Source organism: Rheinheimera baltica (assembly GCF_030731985.1).
GTDB lineage: Bacteria > Pseudomonadota > Gammaproteobacteria > Enterobacterales > Alteromonadaceae > Alishewanella > Alishewanella baltica.
Genome location: NZ_JAPJDY010000006.1, coordinates 252,892 through 273,152 on the forward strand (window position 1 = coordinate 252,892; position 20,261 = coordinate 273,152).

Genomic DNA, 20,261 nt, shown 5'->3' on the forward strand with positions numbered 1-20,261 from the left:
CAAAACCAGAGCGTGTCAGGTGCGCAGTGTAGTGTCTATTGTAGCGCTTTTCGAGCACTATTTTTGGCTTTTGTGCTGGTTAAACCAGTGATTTCTAAAGGCTATGACAACTTATTCATCTGCCGTAAATAGAAAATGGCCTTTCGGCCATTTTCGTGTTTATTCATGCAAAAAATAAATTAATCTTTACGCCATAAAAAAGCAGCCAACGCAGGCAACACGACAATGGCACCTAACATATTTACGATAAACATAAATGTCAGCAGAATGCCCATATCAACCTGAAACTTCAGTGCTGAAAACACCCAGGTACTTACTCCAATGGCTAACGTAATACCCGTAAACAACACAGCACTGCCACGTTCTTTCAGCGCTTCATAATAAGCCTGACGAACGCCGGTACCGTCACGCAGCATCTGAGACATATTCGATAATATATAGATACCGTAATCAACACCAATACCCACGCCAAGCGCAATAACGGGCAAGGTTGATACAGTAAGGCCTATCTGCAACCAGGTCATTAAGGCTGTTGCTAATACCGACACTACATACAGCGGCAAAATAACGGAAATGGTAGCTCGCATTGAACGGAAGCTAAGTAGGCAAAGAATAATAACAGCACCGTATACATACCACATCATTGGCTGCTGCGCTTCTGCAACCGCTTCATTGGTAGCCGCCATTACGCCAACAGGCCCTGATGCCAGCATAAACTGTGTCTGCTCATCTCCCAATTCACTACCATATTTCTTCGCAGCAGCAACTACACGTTCTATCGTTTGTGCTTTATGGTCTTGTAAAAACAGAATGACCGGCATGACAGAGCAATCTGCATTTAACAAGCCCGTACTGGTTTCAACACGAGAAGATGCCTGCACCAAGCTCTGCGTATTGCGAGGCAAAACACGCCATTTCACATTACCTTCGTTAAATGCTGCATTAATTGATTTCGATACCGAAGCCAACGAAACAGTTGATTGTACCCCTTCGACGTTTTCCATTAACCATTGAAAGCGATCAACCTTTGCCATGATACTGTGTTCAGTACAGGCGCTAGGAATGGTTTCCACCATCACATTTAAGTAATCAACAGAGATGGCGTAGCGGTCGGTTATTAAAAAGGTGTCCTGGTTATAACGCGAATTTTCATGCAGTGCAGGTGCACCGGCATGCAAGTCACCAATTTTTAACTGTTGGCTTTGCATATAACCAAAGGCGAACAATGCAGCTGTAATTAACAATATGACTGCAGCATATTTACGTGTGGCAAATGCGGATAAGGCATACCAGACCTTGTCTATTTTAGGTGAAGGTGCGCTGGCACGTTCTTTATAACTTTTACTAAAACGCACAAAAGACATCAGTACAGGTAACAGAATAAGGTTGGTCAAAATGATAACGGCCACTCCTAAACTTGCGGTAATCGCCAATTCACGAATAACCCCAATTTCAATAATAAGTAGTGTTAAAAAACCAACGGTATCAGACAGTAAAGCAACGCCACCCGGTACCAGCAGTTTACGGAAACTAGCCTGGGCAGCCGTTTTAGCATCCATGCCCGCAGCAACACGCTTTCCGGTTGAGTTAATCATCTGCACGCCATGGCTTACACCGATAGCAAATACCAAAAACGGTACCAAAATTGACATTGGATCAATACCAAAGCCCATTACAGACAACAAACCCATTTGCCAGATCACCGCAATGAGCGAGCATGCAATAGGCAGTACCGTTAACATTAACGAGCGGCAAAAGAAAAATACCATTATTGATGTCACTGCAATGGCTATGGCAAAAAATACCAGCACGCCTTTAGCACCCTCAGCAACATCGCCTACCATCTTGGCAAAGCCAATAATGTGCACACTGATGGTGTCGGATTGATATTTGCCACGAACGTTCTGCTCTAGCGTGTTGGCAAAGCCAATCGTGTCGATTTGTTTACCTGTGTCAGGGTCAACATCAAGTAGTTGAGCTGAAATCATTGCACAGCTGTAGTCATCAGCTACCATTCGGCCAACAATACCAGCCTTTTCGGTATTTTCTTTCACCTTGGCCAGACCTGCTGCATTAGCAACAAAGTCGGCAGGTATTACAGGGCCTCCAGCAAAACCATCTTCAACCACTTCAACAAAACGCGTACTAGGACTAAACAGTGATTTAACCAGCACACGGTTAACACCTGAGGTATACAACAACTCGTCATGTGCTTTACGGAAGGTATCAAAAAATCCTTCGTTAAAAATATCACCGTTTTGGTCACACAAAGACACCAGAATGTTATTTGCCCCACCGAAATCCTGTGCATGGCGCAGATAGGTTTGCATATATTGATGTTGCAGGGGAATATTTTTAGTGAACGCGGCATCAAGTTTAATGGTGGTGGCTTTCATTAACAGAAAAATCGTTGCCGCCACAAACGCAATAATGACCAAAGTACGATGCCGGAACAAAGCGTACTCAAATTTATTAACCAGTCTATTAACACTCATTTTAATTTAATTCACTCAGATTAATCGTTTTAATACCCACTTCGGTAACCAGTATCAGCTGACCTTGCCAAATCAGGCCGTTTACTATGGCTTTACCATCTGGCTGGGAATAATCAGTATAGGTTTTGCCTGTTTTGTCGCTAACCAATAACACGCCTGCATTTCCTACCAAATATTGCCGACCCGAAGCATCTGAAAATGCGCTATTAAATGTTGCCGACTCCGTTAATGCAACTTGTTGCCAATTCATGCCTTGGTCATCACTGATAAACGCGTGGCCGCGCAATCCCACAGTTAATAAACTCATTTGTGTGGTGCGGGTAATATCAAACAACGAACCGTTATAAAATTCATCTAATCGCAGCCAACTTAAGCCGTTATCAATACTTTTAGCAACAAAGCCGGCCTCACCAGCCATGTATAACACGTTGCCGTCAGCATACAGCCGATTAAAATGAGGTAAAATTGCGCCAAGCTCAGTTTCATACATTTGTTCATCTGACTCTTGCAGCTGCTGCAAATAATCTTGATCGTCTTCAGACATTACTTCTGGATGAAACTCTTTTTGCCAGTTTTTGCCACTATCAGTCGTTCGATAAAACAAGCCATATGCGCCAACAGCAATACCATGCTGACTATCAAAAAAATAAACATCAAACAGGGGTTTATCGACCTGCGGTGCGAAGTGTTGTAGTTGCCAACTGACACCGCCATCCTGAGTAGCTAAAATACTGGCATCATGTCCTACCGCCCACCCCTGCTGCTTGTTAACAAAATAGACGCTGTTTAAATTAGCCTGGACAGGCACCGTAGCCTGCACCCAATTTTTTGCATCCTGACTACGCAAAATGTGACCACGCTCGCCAACTGCTACTAAAATTTGATCGCCAATCGCCGTAATATCCGTTAGCAACGCTTTTTCAGCCAAAATAGCGATATCTGATGTTTGCGGCTGGTTATCAACAGTCTCAGCGGCGACTGTTGCAGCAAAAAACATAGCGTGTATGGCTGTCAGACAGATAATTGTTCTACGCATACTTAAATTATTTACTCGGTAAAAGGTTAAAAATAAAAACGGTTGGCACTTGGCCAACCGTCATTATAGCTGCGATGTGCTACCGCGTCCCTTCACGACGCAGTGCTGCAGGAGTGAAGTCCGCATCGGTAAGATCAACGCCAAAATTATACATTTTATCTTCGTTGTCTAAACCAATAGCAATATAGCGACGTGAATTTAAGTCGTGGTACACCTCAAGCGTACTCCAATGCGTAGGCACTTCAAAGTAATTCAAACCATGTGCAACTGCAACACGATATAACTCATCGCGGTTGTCATATAAGTCTGCTATGTGAATTTGCCAGCTATCTTCATCAATATAAAACACGCGTTTGCCATAGACATGACGGGTATCATCTTTAAGTTTCGCTTCAACTACCCAAACTCGATGTTTTTCCCAACGTACATATTCAGGATTTACATGTCCTGCCATTAATAAATCATCGTACTTAACACCACTGCTATGTAACTTATAACTGTTATACGGGATATACAGTTCTTGTTTACCAACCAGTGTCCAATTATAACGGTCTGGTGAGCCGTTAAACATATCAAAGTCATCTGTAGTACGCAGACCGTCAGACGCCGTACCTGGCGCATCATAAGCTACGTTTGGTGCCCGACGAACCCGACGCTGCCCCGTATTGTATGTCCACGCCTGGCGCGGTGTTTTAATCTGGTCCATTGTTTCATGCACTAACAATGCCGTACCAGCTAAACGTGCAGGTGCTGTAACAGCCTGCTTAAACCTAAACAGAATGTTTTCTTCGGTTAAGGCTTCAGGTGTGGCTTTAGGATCAGAATATTTGAACATAATTTGTTCATCAAAACCGATAATAGTAAATGCACCTGTCGCTGTGGGCGCCGCCTGCCCACCATTTCGGCTGGCTGCGACACCGCGAAAACGTAATAGATGGTTCCAAATCGCTTCTAAACCATTTTGTGGGATAGGAAACGGTATACCAATAGCTGCGTTTACTATGCCGTTACCACCTTCGACTAACTCAGCTTTAGTGGCAATAGTTTTGGTCGCATCATAAACATACTGCGGGTAAGAAGCAGTACGCCGTGACTGATAAATATTCATCTTGTAGGTATCAGGATAAATTTCAAACAGTTTTATCTGTCCCGGACTTAGGAAGGTTTTATACTCAGCAAAGTTAGATTTATCAATTGCCATCAAAACCTTATCGTCTGAAAAAGGATCTGGATGGTGCATGCCAACAGTGTAGCCTGCTGGCGCTGACGTAATACCGCCAGACCAGGCTGGAATTGAACCATCAGCATTAGCGGCTTTTTCAGCACCGAGAGGCGTTAAATCATTGCCTAGTCTTGCAGCCTGTTCAGGGGTAATTTTTGCTGTTACAGAACAGCTTAAAACTAACGCAACAGCGGAAGAAATTAGGGTGAGTTTTTTCATAATTTGTGCTCGTCCCTTAAATAGAGTACTTGATATTGAAAGAGATAAAATCACGGTCTGCTACGTTATTTGTCGTGCCCTGACCACCCCAGAATACATTGTAAGATACTTCACCTGACCATTTGCTCAGGTAATCAAAACTTACGGCATATGCTAGTGATTTACGATCTTCAACAAACATAAACAGCGGATCAGGTGTAATGCCGTTGACATCGTGTGAAAACACCATGCGCTGAGATAAGTTCACACCAGCGAACACGTTGTTGTAATCCGCTTTTGCCAATAAACGATACCCCCAAGCTGACGCCGTTGGGAACGGGTTAGTTTCGGCACCATCTGACAAACCGGTATGCAAACCCGGAATTGCTACGCCATTGCCATTTAACAGAGGCGCACCACTACGGTCGGTATTAGGACCATTTAACCGCAATACATCTTGATCCGGCATATCTTGGATGCGAATACCACCCACTTCTGCCAGCATAGTTAGGTTGTCAGCACCTAATGTAGGTCCGAATAAATGGGTGAACGTCATTTGTGCCTGTAAGGTATCAGCCAAAATAAAGCCATTGGCTTTCTGCCCTGGTAACACCTTTTCACCGTAACGTGTATCACGGCCAATCTGAGAAATACCGGCTAAATCTGGGCGTAAACCTGCATTTGCCAATTGCTCTGGCATACCGGCATACAAAATCTCAACATCATCGATTTGTAATGGTTCATCTTGACGATACGCTAGTTCAGCAGCAACAGAGGTTTCACCTACCGTTGTGTTAAAACTAAAACCATAAAGTTTAATGTCTTCAGGGTATTCAATTAATGCTTTTGAAAATGCCGCTAAATCAGAGATATTTTCTTTAGTAACACCACCATTGGCTACCATTGATACCAATCTGCCAATATCAGCACCGGCTTGAGAAAAATCAGAAGCAATACCTGAAATAACTGGCACCCGGCTATGGTAGTTCATGTAGTACAAAGCAAATTCTGTATCATTTAGTTCTGAGGCAAAGTAGTCAAACTTAATACCGTACTGACCACCATCATCAGGTTCAATTTCACCTGCACTGCCATAAGGACGTAAGGTTACTTTGGTCGGATACGCCAGATAGGCTTGACCGGCTAATGCGGCTGGAATAGCACCAGATGCTACGCCTGCACCTAACATATTCAGGTTTAACAAAACATGATCTAAATCGATATCTGGATTACCAGCAAAACCTAACTGTACGTTTTGTAAATAACCGCCTTCGCCAGCAAAATCATTAGTAGAGAAATAAGTGCCAGGTACCGGCAAATAACTATTTACCCACTGATATTGATAAAATAGTTCAGTTGACAAGTTTTCAGTCAAACCGATGTTAATTGTTGCCATCCCCACTGGAATATAAGCTTCTTTTAACTCTGCGCCAGGTGCACGAGCAACACCAACGTCTATTGGCGTAATATTAATACCATGCTGTATTAACGTACTTTCACCCCAGCTTAGTACTTGTTGGCCAACTTTAACCGTAACCGGATTCATACCGTCGTTAAAACTGAAGTTGCCGTATACATAAGCATCCAACAAACGAATATCACGACAGGTTAAATCACGTGCATCATCATCTGCACAAGGGTCAACATAATTACCCGATACAGGGTTGGTATAAGCACGATCACCGTCCATTAGAGCGAAATCGTAGAAATACATAAAACGGGTAAACAAACCGATATTATCTTTAGAGATAGACAATTCATGCAAACCTTTAGCAAGGCTGCTAAACATGTCGCCCCTATCGTAATTTAAATTACCTGCATCACCATTACTAGAATACGAGCCTGGGCCTGGCGTATTCCAAATTTGTGACGGCGAATAAATGTTGTTGGTTGCAGCGTTATAACCTGTCCAATCAAAACGAGGTTGGTTAGCTTTACTGATGGTATTTAAGTTACGATCTTCCATCCGCCAGCTGCCGCCGTATGAAAAAGTAGAGTCGAAAGTAATATTAACATCACCAAAGTCCCAGGATGCTGCTTGTGCCGGAGCCATTGACAAGGCTAACAGCGCTGAGGCAACACCTGCGGCTAAGGGCTTCTTAGCAAAGGTTAATGACCTTTTATTCATCTTGTTATCTCCCCCCCTGTCCCTGCAGGATATGTAAATGTTCTTTTAGTTATAATACTAAGCCAACTGATCCGATCTCAGCCTACTTAGCTAAAATAATTACATCATTTCAAGCTACAGGCAAGGGCCGTTGTTACGTAAATCTGTTGATTTGTATTCAGTTTTTGTTTTTTTTGATTATCTTTCACACGAGTTCACTGTTGTCAGGTTTAATCTTAAGACTTTACAGCTAAACAAGCATTTATAACTCAATGAAATTAAAGGCCAAAGCTCACCTTTATGCAAGGTGAGCTTTCAACCAAGCGTTTAAAGTATAAACTCTAATTAATTTTTTCAAGACTGATAAAAGCCCCCTGCTCACTAATGGTTAAACGAAAACGCCCTCTTATTCCGTTACTGTCAACAAATGGCTGAAAATGACGAAATGCCAGCTGCACACGTGTACCGTTGTCCGTAGTAACAACAACGTAAGATATTTCACCACGATAATAACCATAGCACTGGTCTGTAGTGAGCATGGCATTAAAAAAATAGCGTTGCATTAGTTAAGACTTCGATTCACCTTTTCGAATAAATCATTGCTCAAGCTGTCATGTGAAGCAAGTATCTGCAAGGCGTTACGCATCAACTGCTGACGATCACTGTCAAAACGACGCCAACTAATTAAGGGCGTAACCAGCCTTGCGGCAACCTGAGGATTAATAGAGTCCATTGTTGCAACTGTCTGTTGCAACAAATTATACCCTTTGCCATCAATACGATGAAATTGGTCAGGATTCCGTAAGCTAAATGCTGAAAATAGTGCTCGTACCCGGTTTGGATTTTTCCAACTAAACAGCGGATGCGAAAGCATTTTTTCAATACCGTCAAAAACGTGCTCTGATCGATCGGTAGCTATCAACGAAAATGCTTTATCCATAGCCAAAACATTGTCTTGCCATTTCGAGATAAAATCTTCAATCAATACAGAAAACGTATTCGTCAAATATTGCTGGGACACCTGTAAAGCTGAAATGGTGTCGGTCATATTGTCAGACTGTTCATAGTGCTTTATGACGACATCACTGTTCTGCTCAGGCAACAGTGCGATATATTTAAGACATACCGCTGCTAATTTACGCCGCCCCGCGGACTCATCGTCATAACGATAGGGTTGAGGTGACAGTTGCTGATAACAACTGACCACATCACGTTGTAATCTCGTTGCGAGAAGCAAATTGCAATGGTGTAGAGCTGACAGAATAGCCTCCACCGGGATCTCCGTGTATTGCTCTGCAAGCGTGTCGAAATCAGGTAATGTTAGCAGTTCAGCGGTAAGTGCTAAATCTGGCGATGGTGTAGCTAACCACTGGCCCATTAAGCTAAAAAGCTGCTCTGGCAAAATCGCAAATGCATCGGCTCCAGCGACGAGTTGCTGAACCTTACTGTTCCAAAACTGCTGCATCGCATCCCAGCGAGCAACACCATCTGTAGCATGCGCCGCAATGTTTAATAAAGTAGAGTCGTCATTTTGCTGATGTAGTTTAACGGGTGCCGAAAAATGTGCTAACCAGACTATGACAGGTTCTGTACTCAAATCGTCAAATACAAATTGCTGAGTTTCCTGTTCCAATAGCAGTAAATGGGTTTGTTTACTGCCGTCTTGCAACAACAACTCAATCTGTACCGGAATACAGAGAGAGTGTTTATTTGCCTGATCGGCTGTCACCGGCGTGTGTTGCTGTAACGTTAAACACAGCTGGCCAGTTAGTACGTTAAATTTTTGCTGCACAGTAAGTTCTGGTGTACCCGACTGGCTATACCAACGCGAAAACAGTGATAGGTCTTTACCGCTCGCGTCTTGCATTGCTTGAACAAAGTCATCGCAGGTTGCTGCTTGCCCGTCATGTCGCTGTAAATATAGCGCTAAGCCTTGATTAAACTTATCACGACCCAGGATGGTTTGAAGCATACGGATCACTTCCGCACCTTTATCGTACACAGTAACAGTATAGAAGTTATTCATTTCCAACACTGATTCAGGACGAATAGGATGCGCCATCGGACTGGCATCTTCTGCAAATTGCGCGGTTCTTATCAACTTTACTGCATCAATTCGACATAAGGTTGCTGATCCCATATCGGCACTGAATTCCTGATCACGGAATACGGTTAGGCCCTCTTTCAAGCTAAGTTGAAACCAGTCCCGGCACGTTACCCGATTTCCCGTCCAGTTATGAAAATACTCGTGGCCAATAATTGATTCAATATTAAAATAGTCCCGGTCAGTGGCAGTATTGTTGTCGGCCAATACGTATTTACTGTTAAAAACATTAAGACCCTTGTTTTCCATTGCGCCCATGTTAAAAAAGTCAACGGCGACTATCATATAGATGTCAAGGTCATATTCCAGATTAAAGCGCTGTTCATCCCAACGCATTGCACGTTTAAGCGCTTGTAGCGCAAATTGCCCTTTAGCAGCCTGTCCTTTATCTACAAACAGCTGTAGCGCGACATTTCGGCCACTTTGCGTAACAAATTGCTCAGTAAGTAAATCAAAATCGCCAGCTACCAGTGCAAACAGGTAACAGGGTTTTGGAAAGGGATCATGCCACTGTACAATTCTGTTGCCGTCACTATCTATGTGTTCTGCTACTTTATTGCCGTTTGAGAGTAAGTAAGGGTAACGCTGTGCGTCAGCTTTAATCGTGACATGATATTCAGCCAACACATCTGGCCGGTCTAACGCATAACTAATACGCCGAAAACCTTGCGCTTCACATTGAGTGCAGAAGGTGTCTTCAGCCAGATACAAGCCTTCAAGGGCGGTATTGTCTAACGGTGAAATTTGTGTAACAACTGTCAATTCACATCTGTCAGGCAAATTAGCAATCGTCAAAGTCTCGTTATCTTGGTGATACTCACTGCACTGCAAATCTTTGCCATCTACAGCAACACGAAGCAATTCTAGCTGCTGTCCATCTAATACCAGTGCGGCGGCAGTAAGCTGGCGGTGTACCTGCATGACAGAAGTTACCTTAGTCGCTTTTGTATCTAATTCAAAAAATAAGTTGATATGCGAGACAAGAAACTCAGGGCACTTATAGTCGCGCCTGTTTACAGCCTTTCTGTTATTAAGTTGAACCATAATACTATCCTGAAGCTGTTACAAAAATTTACTCACTGTACAGACAAAAAAGCCTGAACGAATCAGGCTTTTTTCTGTAAACGGTGTCAGGTTTTTGCCACTACTTCCTGAACCACTGAGTCTGGTGGGGTAAGTTTTAAAATTTTAATGCCACAGTAGGCATAAATAATCGCCAACACAGGATTAATTAGATTAAAAAATGCATACATTGCATAATCCAGCGGGCTAACCTGTAACACACTATGCATATAAGCGCCACACGTATTCCAAGGGATTAGCGGGCTAGTAATAGTGCCGCCATCTTCCAGCGTGCGAGATAAGTTTACCGGCGCCAGGTTTCGCCGCTCATATTCTTCTTTAAACATCCGTCCAGGCATAACAATAGACATATACTGATCTGCCGTTAGTACATTAGTGACAAAGCACGTAGCAATAGTACTGGTAATTAACGACCCGGTGCTTTTTGCAAAAAACAAAATTGATTCAACAAATTTACGCAACAAACCGATTTTTTCAATGGTGGCGCCAAACATCATGGCACAAAATACCAACCAAATAGTATTGAGCATGCTTGACATGCCCCCACCACTTAGCAGGTCATTTAAACTGGCATTACCAGTTTCAATAACAAACCCAGCATGAAAAATATGCCAAATAAGCTTAATAGACGCTAGTGTATAACCCACATCTTGTTCTACCAAACGAGACATCAGATCTTGCTGAAAAAATACTGCCCACACCGCACCTAATAAAGCACCGATAAACACGGTTGGAAATGCCGGAACTTTTTTCACTGCCATAGTCAGTAAAATAAATAAAGGAACAAGGGAAATAGCACTAATAGAAAAATTCTCAGTCAACACCTGACTAATTTCATTAATACGTGCAAAATCTGCACTCACGTCAGAGTTAAATCCAATTACAGTAAATAATAACAAAGCTAAGATAAAACTGGGTACCGTGGTCCATAACATATGGCGTATGTGGTCAAATAAATCGGCACCAGCAACTGCAGGGGCTAAATTTGTCGTTTCACTTAACGGAGAAATTTTGTCACCAAAATAAGCACCTGACACAATGGCTCCCGCAGTAATGGCCGGTGACAACCCCAAGCCCTGAGCCACACCAATTAAGGCAACACCAATTGTTGCGGCAGTGGTCCATGAACTGCCGATACTCATCGCGACTATGCCGCACAATAAACAGCTCGCCGCATAGAACCAACTAGGGCTTAATAATTGCAAGCCATAATAAATTAGTGTTGGTACCGTACCTGAGAGCATCCAAGTACCGATTAAAGCACCAACTGATAACAAAATAAGCACAGCACCTAAAGATAAGGAAATGCCGTTAACCATCGCTTTTTCAATAACAGACCAGCTATAACCATTTTTCAAACCAACAACCACAGCTACTGCAGTGGCCATAAACAAGGCAATTTGGTTAGGGCCGTATGATGAATTATCACCAAATAAATAAACCGATGCTGATAACAGTATTACCAGTACCAAAAGGGGTATAGATGCATCCAGAAAACTGGGTTGCTTAGCAGACATGGTATTGCTCCAATTGATAAAAGGCGCTGCCAGCGCCTTTTAGTTTCTTATTGTTATAGAGAAATGCGACAAACGCTTACAGCGACCTATAGAACATAAATACGATAACTACCGGGCAGACAAATTTCACATACCACGGCCAAATTCGCCAGAACAAGCTTTGCTCGGCATGTTCATCGCCTTTTTTAAGTTCCTGTAAGATGTCATTCCGTCGCCAAACCCAACCGGCGAAAATACATAGCATAAGCCCAAGCAGTGGCTGGCTATAACGTGTAGTCAGCGTGATAACAAAACCAAACAACGTATTGAAATTTATAATAATCAGCACACTGAGGCTAAAAATAATTGCTGCAATTATCCAAACTGCTTTTTGTCTTGTGACATTGCGTTTTTCAACCACATACGACACAGGGACTTCCAGCATAGAGATAGAGGACGTTAAAGATGCAATAGACATAAGTAGAAAGAACGCCAGGGCAACAAAAATACCAACTAAACCCATGGTGTCGAATAATGATGGTAATACTGCAAAAATTAAGGTGTCTTCAGCAAGTAACTTGCCGTTTTCTCCAAAAATTTGCACACCATTATGCAGCGCAACATACATCGCGGGAATGATTAGCAACCCTGCCAAAACAGCAACGCCAATATCTATAAGCGATACTGCAGCGCCAAGTTTAGGCAGGTTTTCATTGTGACTAACATAAGAGCCGTAGATCAGCATAGTACCGACGCCTAAGGACATTGAGAAAAATGCTTGTCCCATGGCACTTACTAATAAATTTGGATTTAATACTTGAGAGAAATCTGGCAGTAAATAAACTTTCAAGCCATCCATTGCGCCATCTTGGGTCATCACATAACCGAAAAGCAGTAGCATGATGGCAAACAACGTTGGCATTAAACGAACTGACCAGCGTTCAATGCCTTTTACGACTCCACCACTAACAATCCCCACCGTCAGCAACATAAACAACGCGCAAAACAGGATATTACGACTTAAAGACGATGACACTAGCCATTGGGCAACATCTTCTAAACCAAACAAGCTTGCTAACGCTTCAAAAGCGTAGGCCAGCATCCAGCCACCAACAATACCGTAAAACGCGAGTATTAAAGATACGGTAGCAATGCCCCACATCCCCACTAATCGGCCTACTCCGCCCTTAGCAACGGTTCCTAATGCATCTACCACGTTAGACTTGGTGGACCGACCAATAAGAAACTCTGCCATTAGCACCGGATAAGCCAGCACAAAGGCAAGGATAAGATACATTAAAACAAATGCAGCACCGCCATTACTGGCAACCTGCGCCGGAAACCCCCAAATATTCCCCAAGCCAACTGCTGATCCCGAAGCAGCAAGAATGAAGCCAATTCTCGATGAGAATTCACCACGTATAGCCATAGTAAACCTTTATAATTATTATGATATTTCTAATATTAAACAAGGCGCTAACTAAGCCGCCTTGCTTGGAGGGTAACGAACTAGCCCTTATTTTTTGGCTAATCGGCTTACCATCTTGTAATCTGCTGTGATATTCGCCGCTTCCTCTAAAAAAGGATCCAGCTTTTCCAGCTTTTCTGGTACATCATCTAATGATGTAACCGCTGGCATACCAAATCGCTTAAGCCGGGTATTTAAGCGTACTAATTGCTCAGCTTTATTTTTATCGCGCTCTGCAATCCGCTCTGCTTCTTTAAGAGACAACGTTTTGTCGTCTGCTTTTTGCTTGTATTCAGCAATGTCATCTAACAGATATTGAAACTCAGCTTCTCGTTGAATACGGGCATGATGCTTTTCACGCAATATAGGGACTACACTACTAATATCGTGCAGACTGTCATAACGTGCAGCATTAATAGAATCCCAGGGTAAAGCATATTCTTCTTTACTCTCGCCCCATTCAGCCGGGTCAATAGCTGTAGGAAATTGGATATCAGGGATAACACCTTTGTGTTGTGTACTACCACCATTGATACGATAAAATTTTGCAATGGTATATTGTACGCTGCCTATATCATTTTCAAACATGTCATAAACACGCTTCAAGCTACGATGCTGCTGCACAGTGCCTTTGCCAAAGGTTTGTTCACCAACAATAAGAGCCCGACCATAATCCTGCATAGCGGCTGCAAAAATTTCTGATGCAGACGCACTGTAACGGTCAACCATTACCGTTAATGGACCATCGTAGAAGCTAACACCATCAGTATCTTGTGATACTGATACCTTGCCATCACCTTCACGAATTTGTACAACTGGGCCACGCTCAATGAACAAGCCCGTTAATAAAGTCGCTTCTTGTAAAGAACCACCACCGTTACCACGTAAGTCGACAATAATACCGTCAACATTCTGCTCTTTTAACTCAACAAGCAGCTTTTTAACGTCCTCAGATAAATTATTATAAAAACCAGGTATGTTTATTACACCGATTTTTTGATCTAATTCAGACAACTGTGGTTTAAATACTTCTGCTTTAGCGGCGCGATCTTCCAACCGAATTTTGTCACGCACAATACTGATAACTTGCGCTTGATTGGTACCAATATCGTTTGCACCTAACACTTGCAAGCGCACGGTACTGCCTTTTGGTCCCTTAATTAGGTCGACCACATCATCCAAACGCCAACCTATGACATCGACAAAGTCAGCTTTGTCCTGCGCAACACCAATAATTTTATCTTTAGGCTTTAATTTTTGCGTAGTGTCTGCCGGACCACCCGGTACCAAACTCTGAATTACGGTGTAATCTTCGTCAGCACGTAAAACTGCACCAATACCTTCTAATGATAAATTCATTTCTTGTTGGAAACGATCGGCATTTCTTGGTGATAAATAAGACGTATGCGCTTCAATACTGCGAGCGAAAGAGTTCATTACTAATTGAAAAACGTCTTCACTTTCAGATTGTGTCAAACGTTTCTGGCTATAACGATAACGCTTAGCCAAAATGGTGGATATTTCTTCGTGAGTTTTTCCAGCCAATTTTAAATTTAGGGCATCAAATTTAACGCGTTGCCGCCAGATTTCATCAAGTTCAGCTTCACTTTCTGGCCAGCTGGCATTTTCTCTATCGTAAACGTATTGATCATCGCCAGAAAAATCAAAACCTTTGTCTAATAGTGCTAATGCATAGTCAAAACGTTCAAAACGACGCTTTAGCGTAAGATTGTACATATCATAGGCAAAGTTCAAATTACCTTTATCTAACGCATCGTCAAATTTGTCACGATACTGTTCAAAGCTAGCAATATCTTTTTTTAACAGTACGTTGCGATAATAATCTAAATTTTTCAGATAACTATCAAACATTTTGGATGACAATTCGTCATCCAGTTGAACGGCGCTGTAATGCCCGCGCTTAAATAATGCCGTAATGCGCTTACTTGCCGTAGCATGTTGGGCGTCCTGTGCCATTGTTGGTAATACCAAAGGCTCTGTTTTAGACTCAGGAGAGGCGTTTATGCTAAAGGCGACGATAAGAGCTGCTGCAACTACTGATAATTTTTTCATAAGCTACTCTGAATAGATCAGGCCAAATACAAGCTGTCCTGACGGGTTTTAATAACCATACCAGACCCAAGCTGCACAGTCACATCGTCTTTATGTATTTCAAGTACCGTTGCCAACATTGGGCTTTGCCCTAACTTTAACAGTACTTTACCACCAACAACAACATGCTCAGCTGATGCTTTCTGTAACGATGGCGCCGACTGAGTAACAGTTTCGACTGCACTGGCTGGTTTCTGATGTACTTTAGTGCTTTTAGACGGGGACGGTGCCTTTTTGTTCGGCATTTTTTTGTAAGCAGGTTTGTCAGCCGCTACGGTAGCTTGTTTTGCCTTGGCTTCAGCTATCTTAGCTTTACGTTTTTCAGCAGCTTTGGCTTTACTTTCATCCAATACTTTATTGGCGTGTTCTGCTTGAGACGCATCAATCACGTCACCGGGGGCGCCATCCAAATCGACGCGGGCAACCCCTTCTTTCGTCGATTCTAAATAACGCCAGCTAGAGGTATAAACCCGCAGAGCCTGACGCAACTGAGTCTTACTGACGGTTGCATCATCTTGTAATCGGTTTGCTAAATCCTGAAAAATGCCAATTTTCAGTGGTTTGGGTTCGCCTGTTAAACTAAAGCATGCTGGGAACTGCGCCGCTAAGTACGTCAGTATATCTTTTACATTGCTTACTTTAACACTTTGTTCTGTTGGGGTGGTCATTAACGCTTCACTCTTCTTCATCTGCAGTATCCGTTAGCGGAATACCTTCTTCCAGCTGTTGGCGAACATATGCCAACGCCCAATCAATTAATTCGTCTTCATCTGCCTCTAGCAGCACAGTACCACCGCGAAGCTGATCCCATATTCCAGGTAACAGAACGTCGACCTGTGCTGAACTGATATCTTCCGGCAAAGCTTGCCACACCGTATGGTAAATGGCATTTATCTTGTCTGTAACCAGTTCCTCGTCGCCCTCCCAGTCACCAATATCTGCCATATCAAACAAATAGTCGTGCAACGAAATTGAATCTTTCATGGTATTGCAGCCAAATGTTGTTCAAACATCATGATTAGCTGCTCTAACCCATCTTTGTCATCCTGATCAAACCTTGCAATAGATGGGCTATCAATGTCCAGCACCGCGATTATTTCACCTTTATGGCGCAGTGGCAGTACAATTTCGGAGTTACTGGCCGCATCACAAGCAATATGTCCGGGAAACTCATGTACGTCCTTGACCAACTGTGTTTCGCCTGTTGCAACAGCAGTACCGCAAACGCCTTTTCCAACAGCAATACGAACACAGGCAACTTGGCCCTGAAATGGTCCCAGCACAAGCTCACCATCACGCATCAGGTAAAACCCCGCCCAATTTAAATCTGGCAGTTGATTAAACAATAGCGCACTTAAATTTGCCATGTTAGCGATAAGATCGGTTTCTTGCTCTATTAAAGCCTGTGCCTGTAGATTTAGCAGACGGTATTCAGCAGTTTTTTCATTTGGCATGAAATAAGGAATTCTGGTTAGCACTCAAAACCCGTACATTACTCGTTTTACCTGACAATTTAAACCTCTTCACGCCAAAGATTTCTCTAGCTACCCGATTTTCACTGTATTGCAGGCTTAATCGCGTGAGTTTTGTACAACAGGCTCACTCATTTCTGTATGGGTTAGCCGGATAGTAACATACCGGTTGCTGCGCCTGATGACTAAAAAAGCGCGTGTCTTTATAAGGTAACTTCATAAAGCCCCCCACACCTTCACCACTTATCAAAGATACCTTTGATAAAATACTTTGCAACAGCCTGTTAAACTCGGCCTCTGCTTTGGGATCTAACAAACGATAGTAACTATGAATTTTCATATAAAGATTGGTAACTTCAAAAATAATACAGCCGGTATGCCGAATTAAATTTAATCGGGCTATGTCATCCATAATGGCATCAGGTAACACTAACTGTTCGTCCGGATCTTTGCCATCTTCAAAATAAGAGTGTTGTTTACTGGCATCCTCACCACTAAGTACCGGGGCCAGTTGATAAGGGATCATAGCGTCTGGTGGCGCTAAAAATGGAGTTGAAGTGGTGGTTCGACTAATATGGATGGTATTACGTGCATTGAATAAACACGCTTTGAAAATACCGACCTTTGCAATGGCTCGAGCCAACGTCACGACATTATTGACGCTAAGCGCGAAAGATGACGCTAAACTCGCATCATATAAATTTAAACTTGAATCAATATAGACCCCACTCGCTTGCCAATGAATAGCTAACCCACCAACAACCGGATAACGTGCCAGGCGGCTAACTGCAGCAACAAAGGCTTTTTCTGTTTCCCCCATGCCCTCGAGATAATTTTTATAGTAACGTTCCAGCTGAACATCATCGACATAGGCTATACCGTCCTGCTCGCTGTGCTCACGCAAAAACGACTTACGTGAAGAGTACACTACGGTATCCAGTTCTCTTGCTTGCGGGCTCACCCATACCGGCAATAACGCCTCATCATCAAACAGCTGGCGTTCCGGTAGCACTAAATGCGTTAGCCTTGGCATCTGCTGCATAAAGAAATCGCCCGCTTGGCTACGAAGCTGAGCGTCGTCTGATAACATGCTGTCCAGCAACGTGGCAAACTCTACCGGCAAGCCCAAACTACGTGCCGGAATGGCTTTAAAGCCAAAGCGGCACGACTGTCCAGATGCCAAAGCATATAAAGTACTTGCCACGCCCTGTTCGTCAAAACGCGGGCTGGATAGCGCCCCGGCACGCTGATCGGCGCCGATAAAGTAAACATCGCCCATACGGGCGTTTGAACTTTGTAAGTCGGCTGACATTAGCTGCATCACATTATTTGACAAATATTGCCCCTGGGCATCCACCTGCGCAAATACCGATGAGCCCCAATCAATAAGACTGATGCGTCCGGTTTGCTCATCAAACACCAGATTTGACGGCTTAATATCACCATGGACGATGGGCTGAAGCGCACCATCTTTATAGTAACTACGCAGTGCCAGTAATACATCGGCCAGCTGGCCAGCAATATCAACCACCAGCCGCGCGCTCAGGCGGCCATGCTGCAAGCTATAGCGCTCTAGATCAATGCCTTTACCGCGCAGCATCATTAAAATGCCTTGCTTTTTCACCACCTGATAGGTGATATAGCGCGGCACATTAGGGTGGTGAACCTGTGATAGCATATAGGCTTCTTCAGCCAACCGTTCCTGAATATGCTGAGGCAAATTAATACGGGAAAATTTAAATACACAGGCTTGAGCGCTGTTATCAAGCCCGGCAAAAGCAAAGCCATAAGCCCCCTTGCCAATAAGGGAAATATCTTTGTAACCTAACTTTTCCAGCTCTGAAATACACAATGCCACCCAGTCTTTAAGTTTTTTTGCATCATTGGCGTTAAGCAGATAAATAGACTGCTCTTCCGGGATATAAAAATTACGTAGCTGGTTTTTATATTGCATTACCCATGCCTTAATTTACGCTTTAACACAGCGTTCAAGCGCCCAGTGACGAAGTGCATTAACCTGTTCCGCCATAACCACAGACAAGGGTTGCGTAGCGGTCAGCTCCGCCGTTAAATGGCTAAGCGCAAATGACACCTGTTCAGCTCTGGCACGAAAACTGGCACCGACAACAGCTTGCTCCAGCTCTGCACCAGAAAAACCTCGACACAGCGCCAATGCAGTGTTTAGGTCATTCTCAGCCAGCAATAAATTACGTTTTGATAAATGTAGGTTTAGCAGTTGTAAGCACTCAGTTTCTGTCGGCAAATCAACGAAAAATATCTCATCAAAGCGACCTTTCCTAAGCAGTTCCGGTGCCAGTTCATGAATATTATTTGCTGTTGCCACTAAAAACACCTGAGACTTACGCTCGGACAACCAGGTTAAAAAGCTACCCAGTAAGCGCCGCGACACACCACCGTCGTTATCACCTGCCGCCAGCCCTTTTTCAATCTCGTCAATCCACAGTACACACGGCGACATCGCATCGGCCAGCGCTAACGCCTGACTGAGATTTTTCTCAGTCTCGCCTATATACTTGTTGTAAAGCGCAGCCATATCAAGGCGAAGCAGCGGCAAACTCCAGCTGCCGGCGATCGCCTTGGCCGCCAAACTTTTTCCCGTACCCTGTACACCGGTTAACAACAAACCTTTGGGGGTATCGGCCTGTTGCTCGATAAACGCCCGCTGCCGCTGAGCTATCCAGTGTTTAAGGTTAGCCAGACCAATAACATTGCTAAAATTGCCGCTATCAAACACCTGCGACAATACACCATCGGTTTGCAACAGGCTGAACTTAGCACGGTTAATGCGCGGAATATCATCAGCCGTTATCGCGCCATCATCAGCAATGGCTTTGTAAGCCAATCGTTTTACCTCAGCAAAAGTTAGACCGCGTAAATTTTGTACCAGTAAGCTAACCTGCTCCGGTGGCAAATCTACAAGATGACCTTGTTTACTTGCATAGCTATCAGCCATTTCATGCACTAACTGCCGAATTTGTTGATCTGATGGCAGGCTAAGTTCAAAACGGTAACACAGCCGTGCTAGCTCGGGTGGCACCTCAATAGCATGACTAAGTAAAATAAGGGTATGGCCTAGCTGTTCATGCGTTTGTGCTATCTCTTTTATATAACGCACATGCTTGGGCTCGGCTAAAAACGGGTGGAAATCGCACAAAACGAAAATACCCGGATTACGCGTAGCTTTTATTTGCGCTAATAAATTAGTCGCATCGGCATTAAACGCCTGCGCAGTATGGTCGCCATCTAGCCGATGTAAGCCCTCGGTAATGCTCCACTTGAACACAGGCCGCATTAAATTTATTGCCAACCGCTTTATCAGTAGCAGCGCCCGTGGCTCTTCGTAACTCTCAATTACAATAAGCGGGCTGTGCGCCTGCACCAGTACGCGTAAATCTTCTAATTCGTGCATCTATTGTCCTTAACGCAATAAAAAAACCCACTTTGTTA

Annotated in this window: 14 protein-coding genes; all 14 read right to left on the reverse strand. The window is 43.5% G+C overall.

What is annotated here, in order from left to right; all coding sequences use genetic code 11:
* Window positions 1-179: 179 nt before the first annotated feature.
* Window positions 180-2,495: an efflux RND transporter permease subunit gene (locus ORJ00_RS12105; RefSeq protein ID WP_306139989.1), complete on the reverse strand. Its 2,316-nt coding sequence runs from the start codon at window positions 2,493-2,495 to the stop codon at window positions 180-182.
* Between the two features lies 1 nt (window position 2,496).
* A complete protein-coding gene (locus tag ORJ00_RS12110; RefSeq protein WP_306139990.1) occupies window positions 2,497-3,531 on the reverse strand; it encodes a WD40/YVTN/BNR-like repeat-containing protein in 1,035 nt (344 codons plus the stop codon).
* 79 nt (window positions 3,532-3,610) lie between these two features.
* Entirely contained in the window at window positions 3,611-4,972 is a 1,362-nt protein-coding gene (locus tag ORJ00_RS12115) for a DUF1329 domain-containing protein (protein WP_306139991.1), read from the reverse strand.
* A gap of 16 nt (window positions 4,973-4,988) precedes the next feature.
* Window positions 4,989-7,079, reverse strand: a complete 2,091-nt coding sequence (locus ORJ00_RS12120) for a DUF1302 domain-containing protein (RefSeq protein WP_305974425.1) — start codon at window positions 7,077-7,079, stop codon at window positions 4,989-4,991.
* Window positions 7,080-7,399: 320 nt separating this feature from the next.
* Entirely contained in the window at window positions 7,400-7,621 is a 222-nt protein-coding gene (locus ORJ00_RS12125) for a DUF2835 family protein (RefSeq protein WP_027670119.1), read from the reverse strand.
* Entirely contained in the window at window positions 7,621-10,206 is a 2,586-nt protein-coding gene (pepN, locus tag ORJ00_RS12130) for an aminopeptidase N (RefSeq protein ID WP_306139992.1), read from the reverse strand. Before pepN ends, ORJ00_RS12125 begins: the two co-directional genes overlap by 1 nt.
* A gap of 86 nt (window positions 10,207-10,292) precedes the next feature.
* Window positions 10,293-11,762: a Na+/H+ antiporter NhaC gene (nhaC, locus tag ORJ00_RS12135; RefSeq protein WP_306139993.1), complete on the reverse strand. Its 1,470-nt coding sequence runs from the start codon at window positions 11,760-11,762 to the stop codon at window positions 10,293-10,295.
* A 76-nt stretch (window positions 11,763-11,838) separates the two neighbouring features.
* Window positions 11,839-13,170: a sodium-dependent transporter gene (locus tag ORJ00_RS12140; protein WP_027670122.1), complete on the reverse strand. Its 1,332-nt coding sequence runs from the start codon at window positions 13,168-13,170 to the stop codon at window positions 11,839-11,841.
* Window positions 13,171-13,257: 87 nt separating this feature from the next.
* Window positions 13,258-15,282 carry a carboxy terminal-processing peptidase gene (gene prc, locus ORJ00_RS12145; RefSeq protein ID WP_306125582.1) on the reverse strand — a complete coding sequence of 675 codons (2,025 nt, stop codon included), beginning with the start codon at window positions 15,280-15,282 and terminating at the stop codon, window positions 13,258-13,260.
* Window positions 15,283-15,299: 17 nt separating this feature from the next.
* Window positions 15,300-16,010, reverse strand: coding sequence for an RNA chaperone ProQ (proQ, locus tag ORJ00_RS12150; RefSeq protein WP_306139994.1), 711 nt, complete (start codon window positions 16,008-16,010; stop codon window positions 15,300-15,302).
* On the reverse strand, window positions 15,997-16,305 hold the full coding sequence (locus ORJ00_RS12155) for a hypothetical protein (protein WP_027670125.1): 309 nt from the start codon (window positions 16,303-16,305) through the stop codon (window positions 15,997-15,999). Before ORJ00_RS12155 ends, proQ begins: the two co-directional genes overlap by 14 nt.
* Window positions 16,302-16,775 carry a free L-methionine (R)-S-oxide reductase MsrC gene (gene msrC, locus ORJ00_RS12160; RefSeq protein WP_027670126.1) on the reverse strand — a complete coding sequence of 158 codons (474 nt, stop codon included), beginning with the start codon at window positions 16,773-16,775 and terminating at the stop codon, window positions 16,302-16,304. Before msrC ends, ORJ00_RS12155 begins: the two co-directional genes overlap by 4 nt.
* A gap of 145 nt (window positions 16,776-16,920) precedes the next feature.
* Window positions 16,921-18,747 (reverse strand): protein kinase domain-containing protein, encoded by a 1,827-nt coding sequence (locus ORJ00_RS12165; RefSeq protein WP_306139995.1) that lies wholly within the window; start codon window positions 18,745-18,747, stop codon window positions 16,921-16,923.
* Window positions 18,748-18,762: 15 nt separating this feature from the next.
* Complete coding sequence (locus ORJ00_RS12170; protein WP_027670128.1) at window positions 18,763-20,223, reverse strand: Ycf46 family AAA ATPase; 1,461 nt, start codon at window positions 20,221-20,223, stop codon at window positions 18,763-18,765.
* Between the last annotated feature and the right edge of the window lie 38 nt (window positions 20,224-20,261).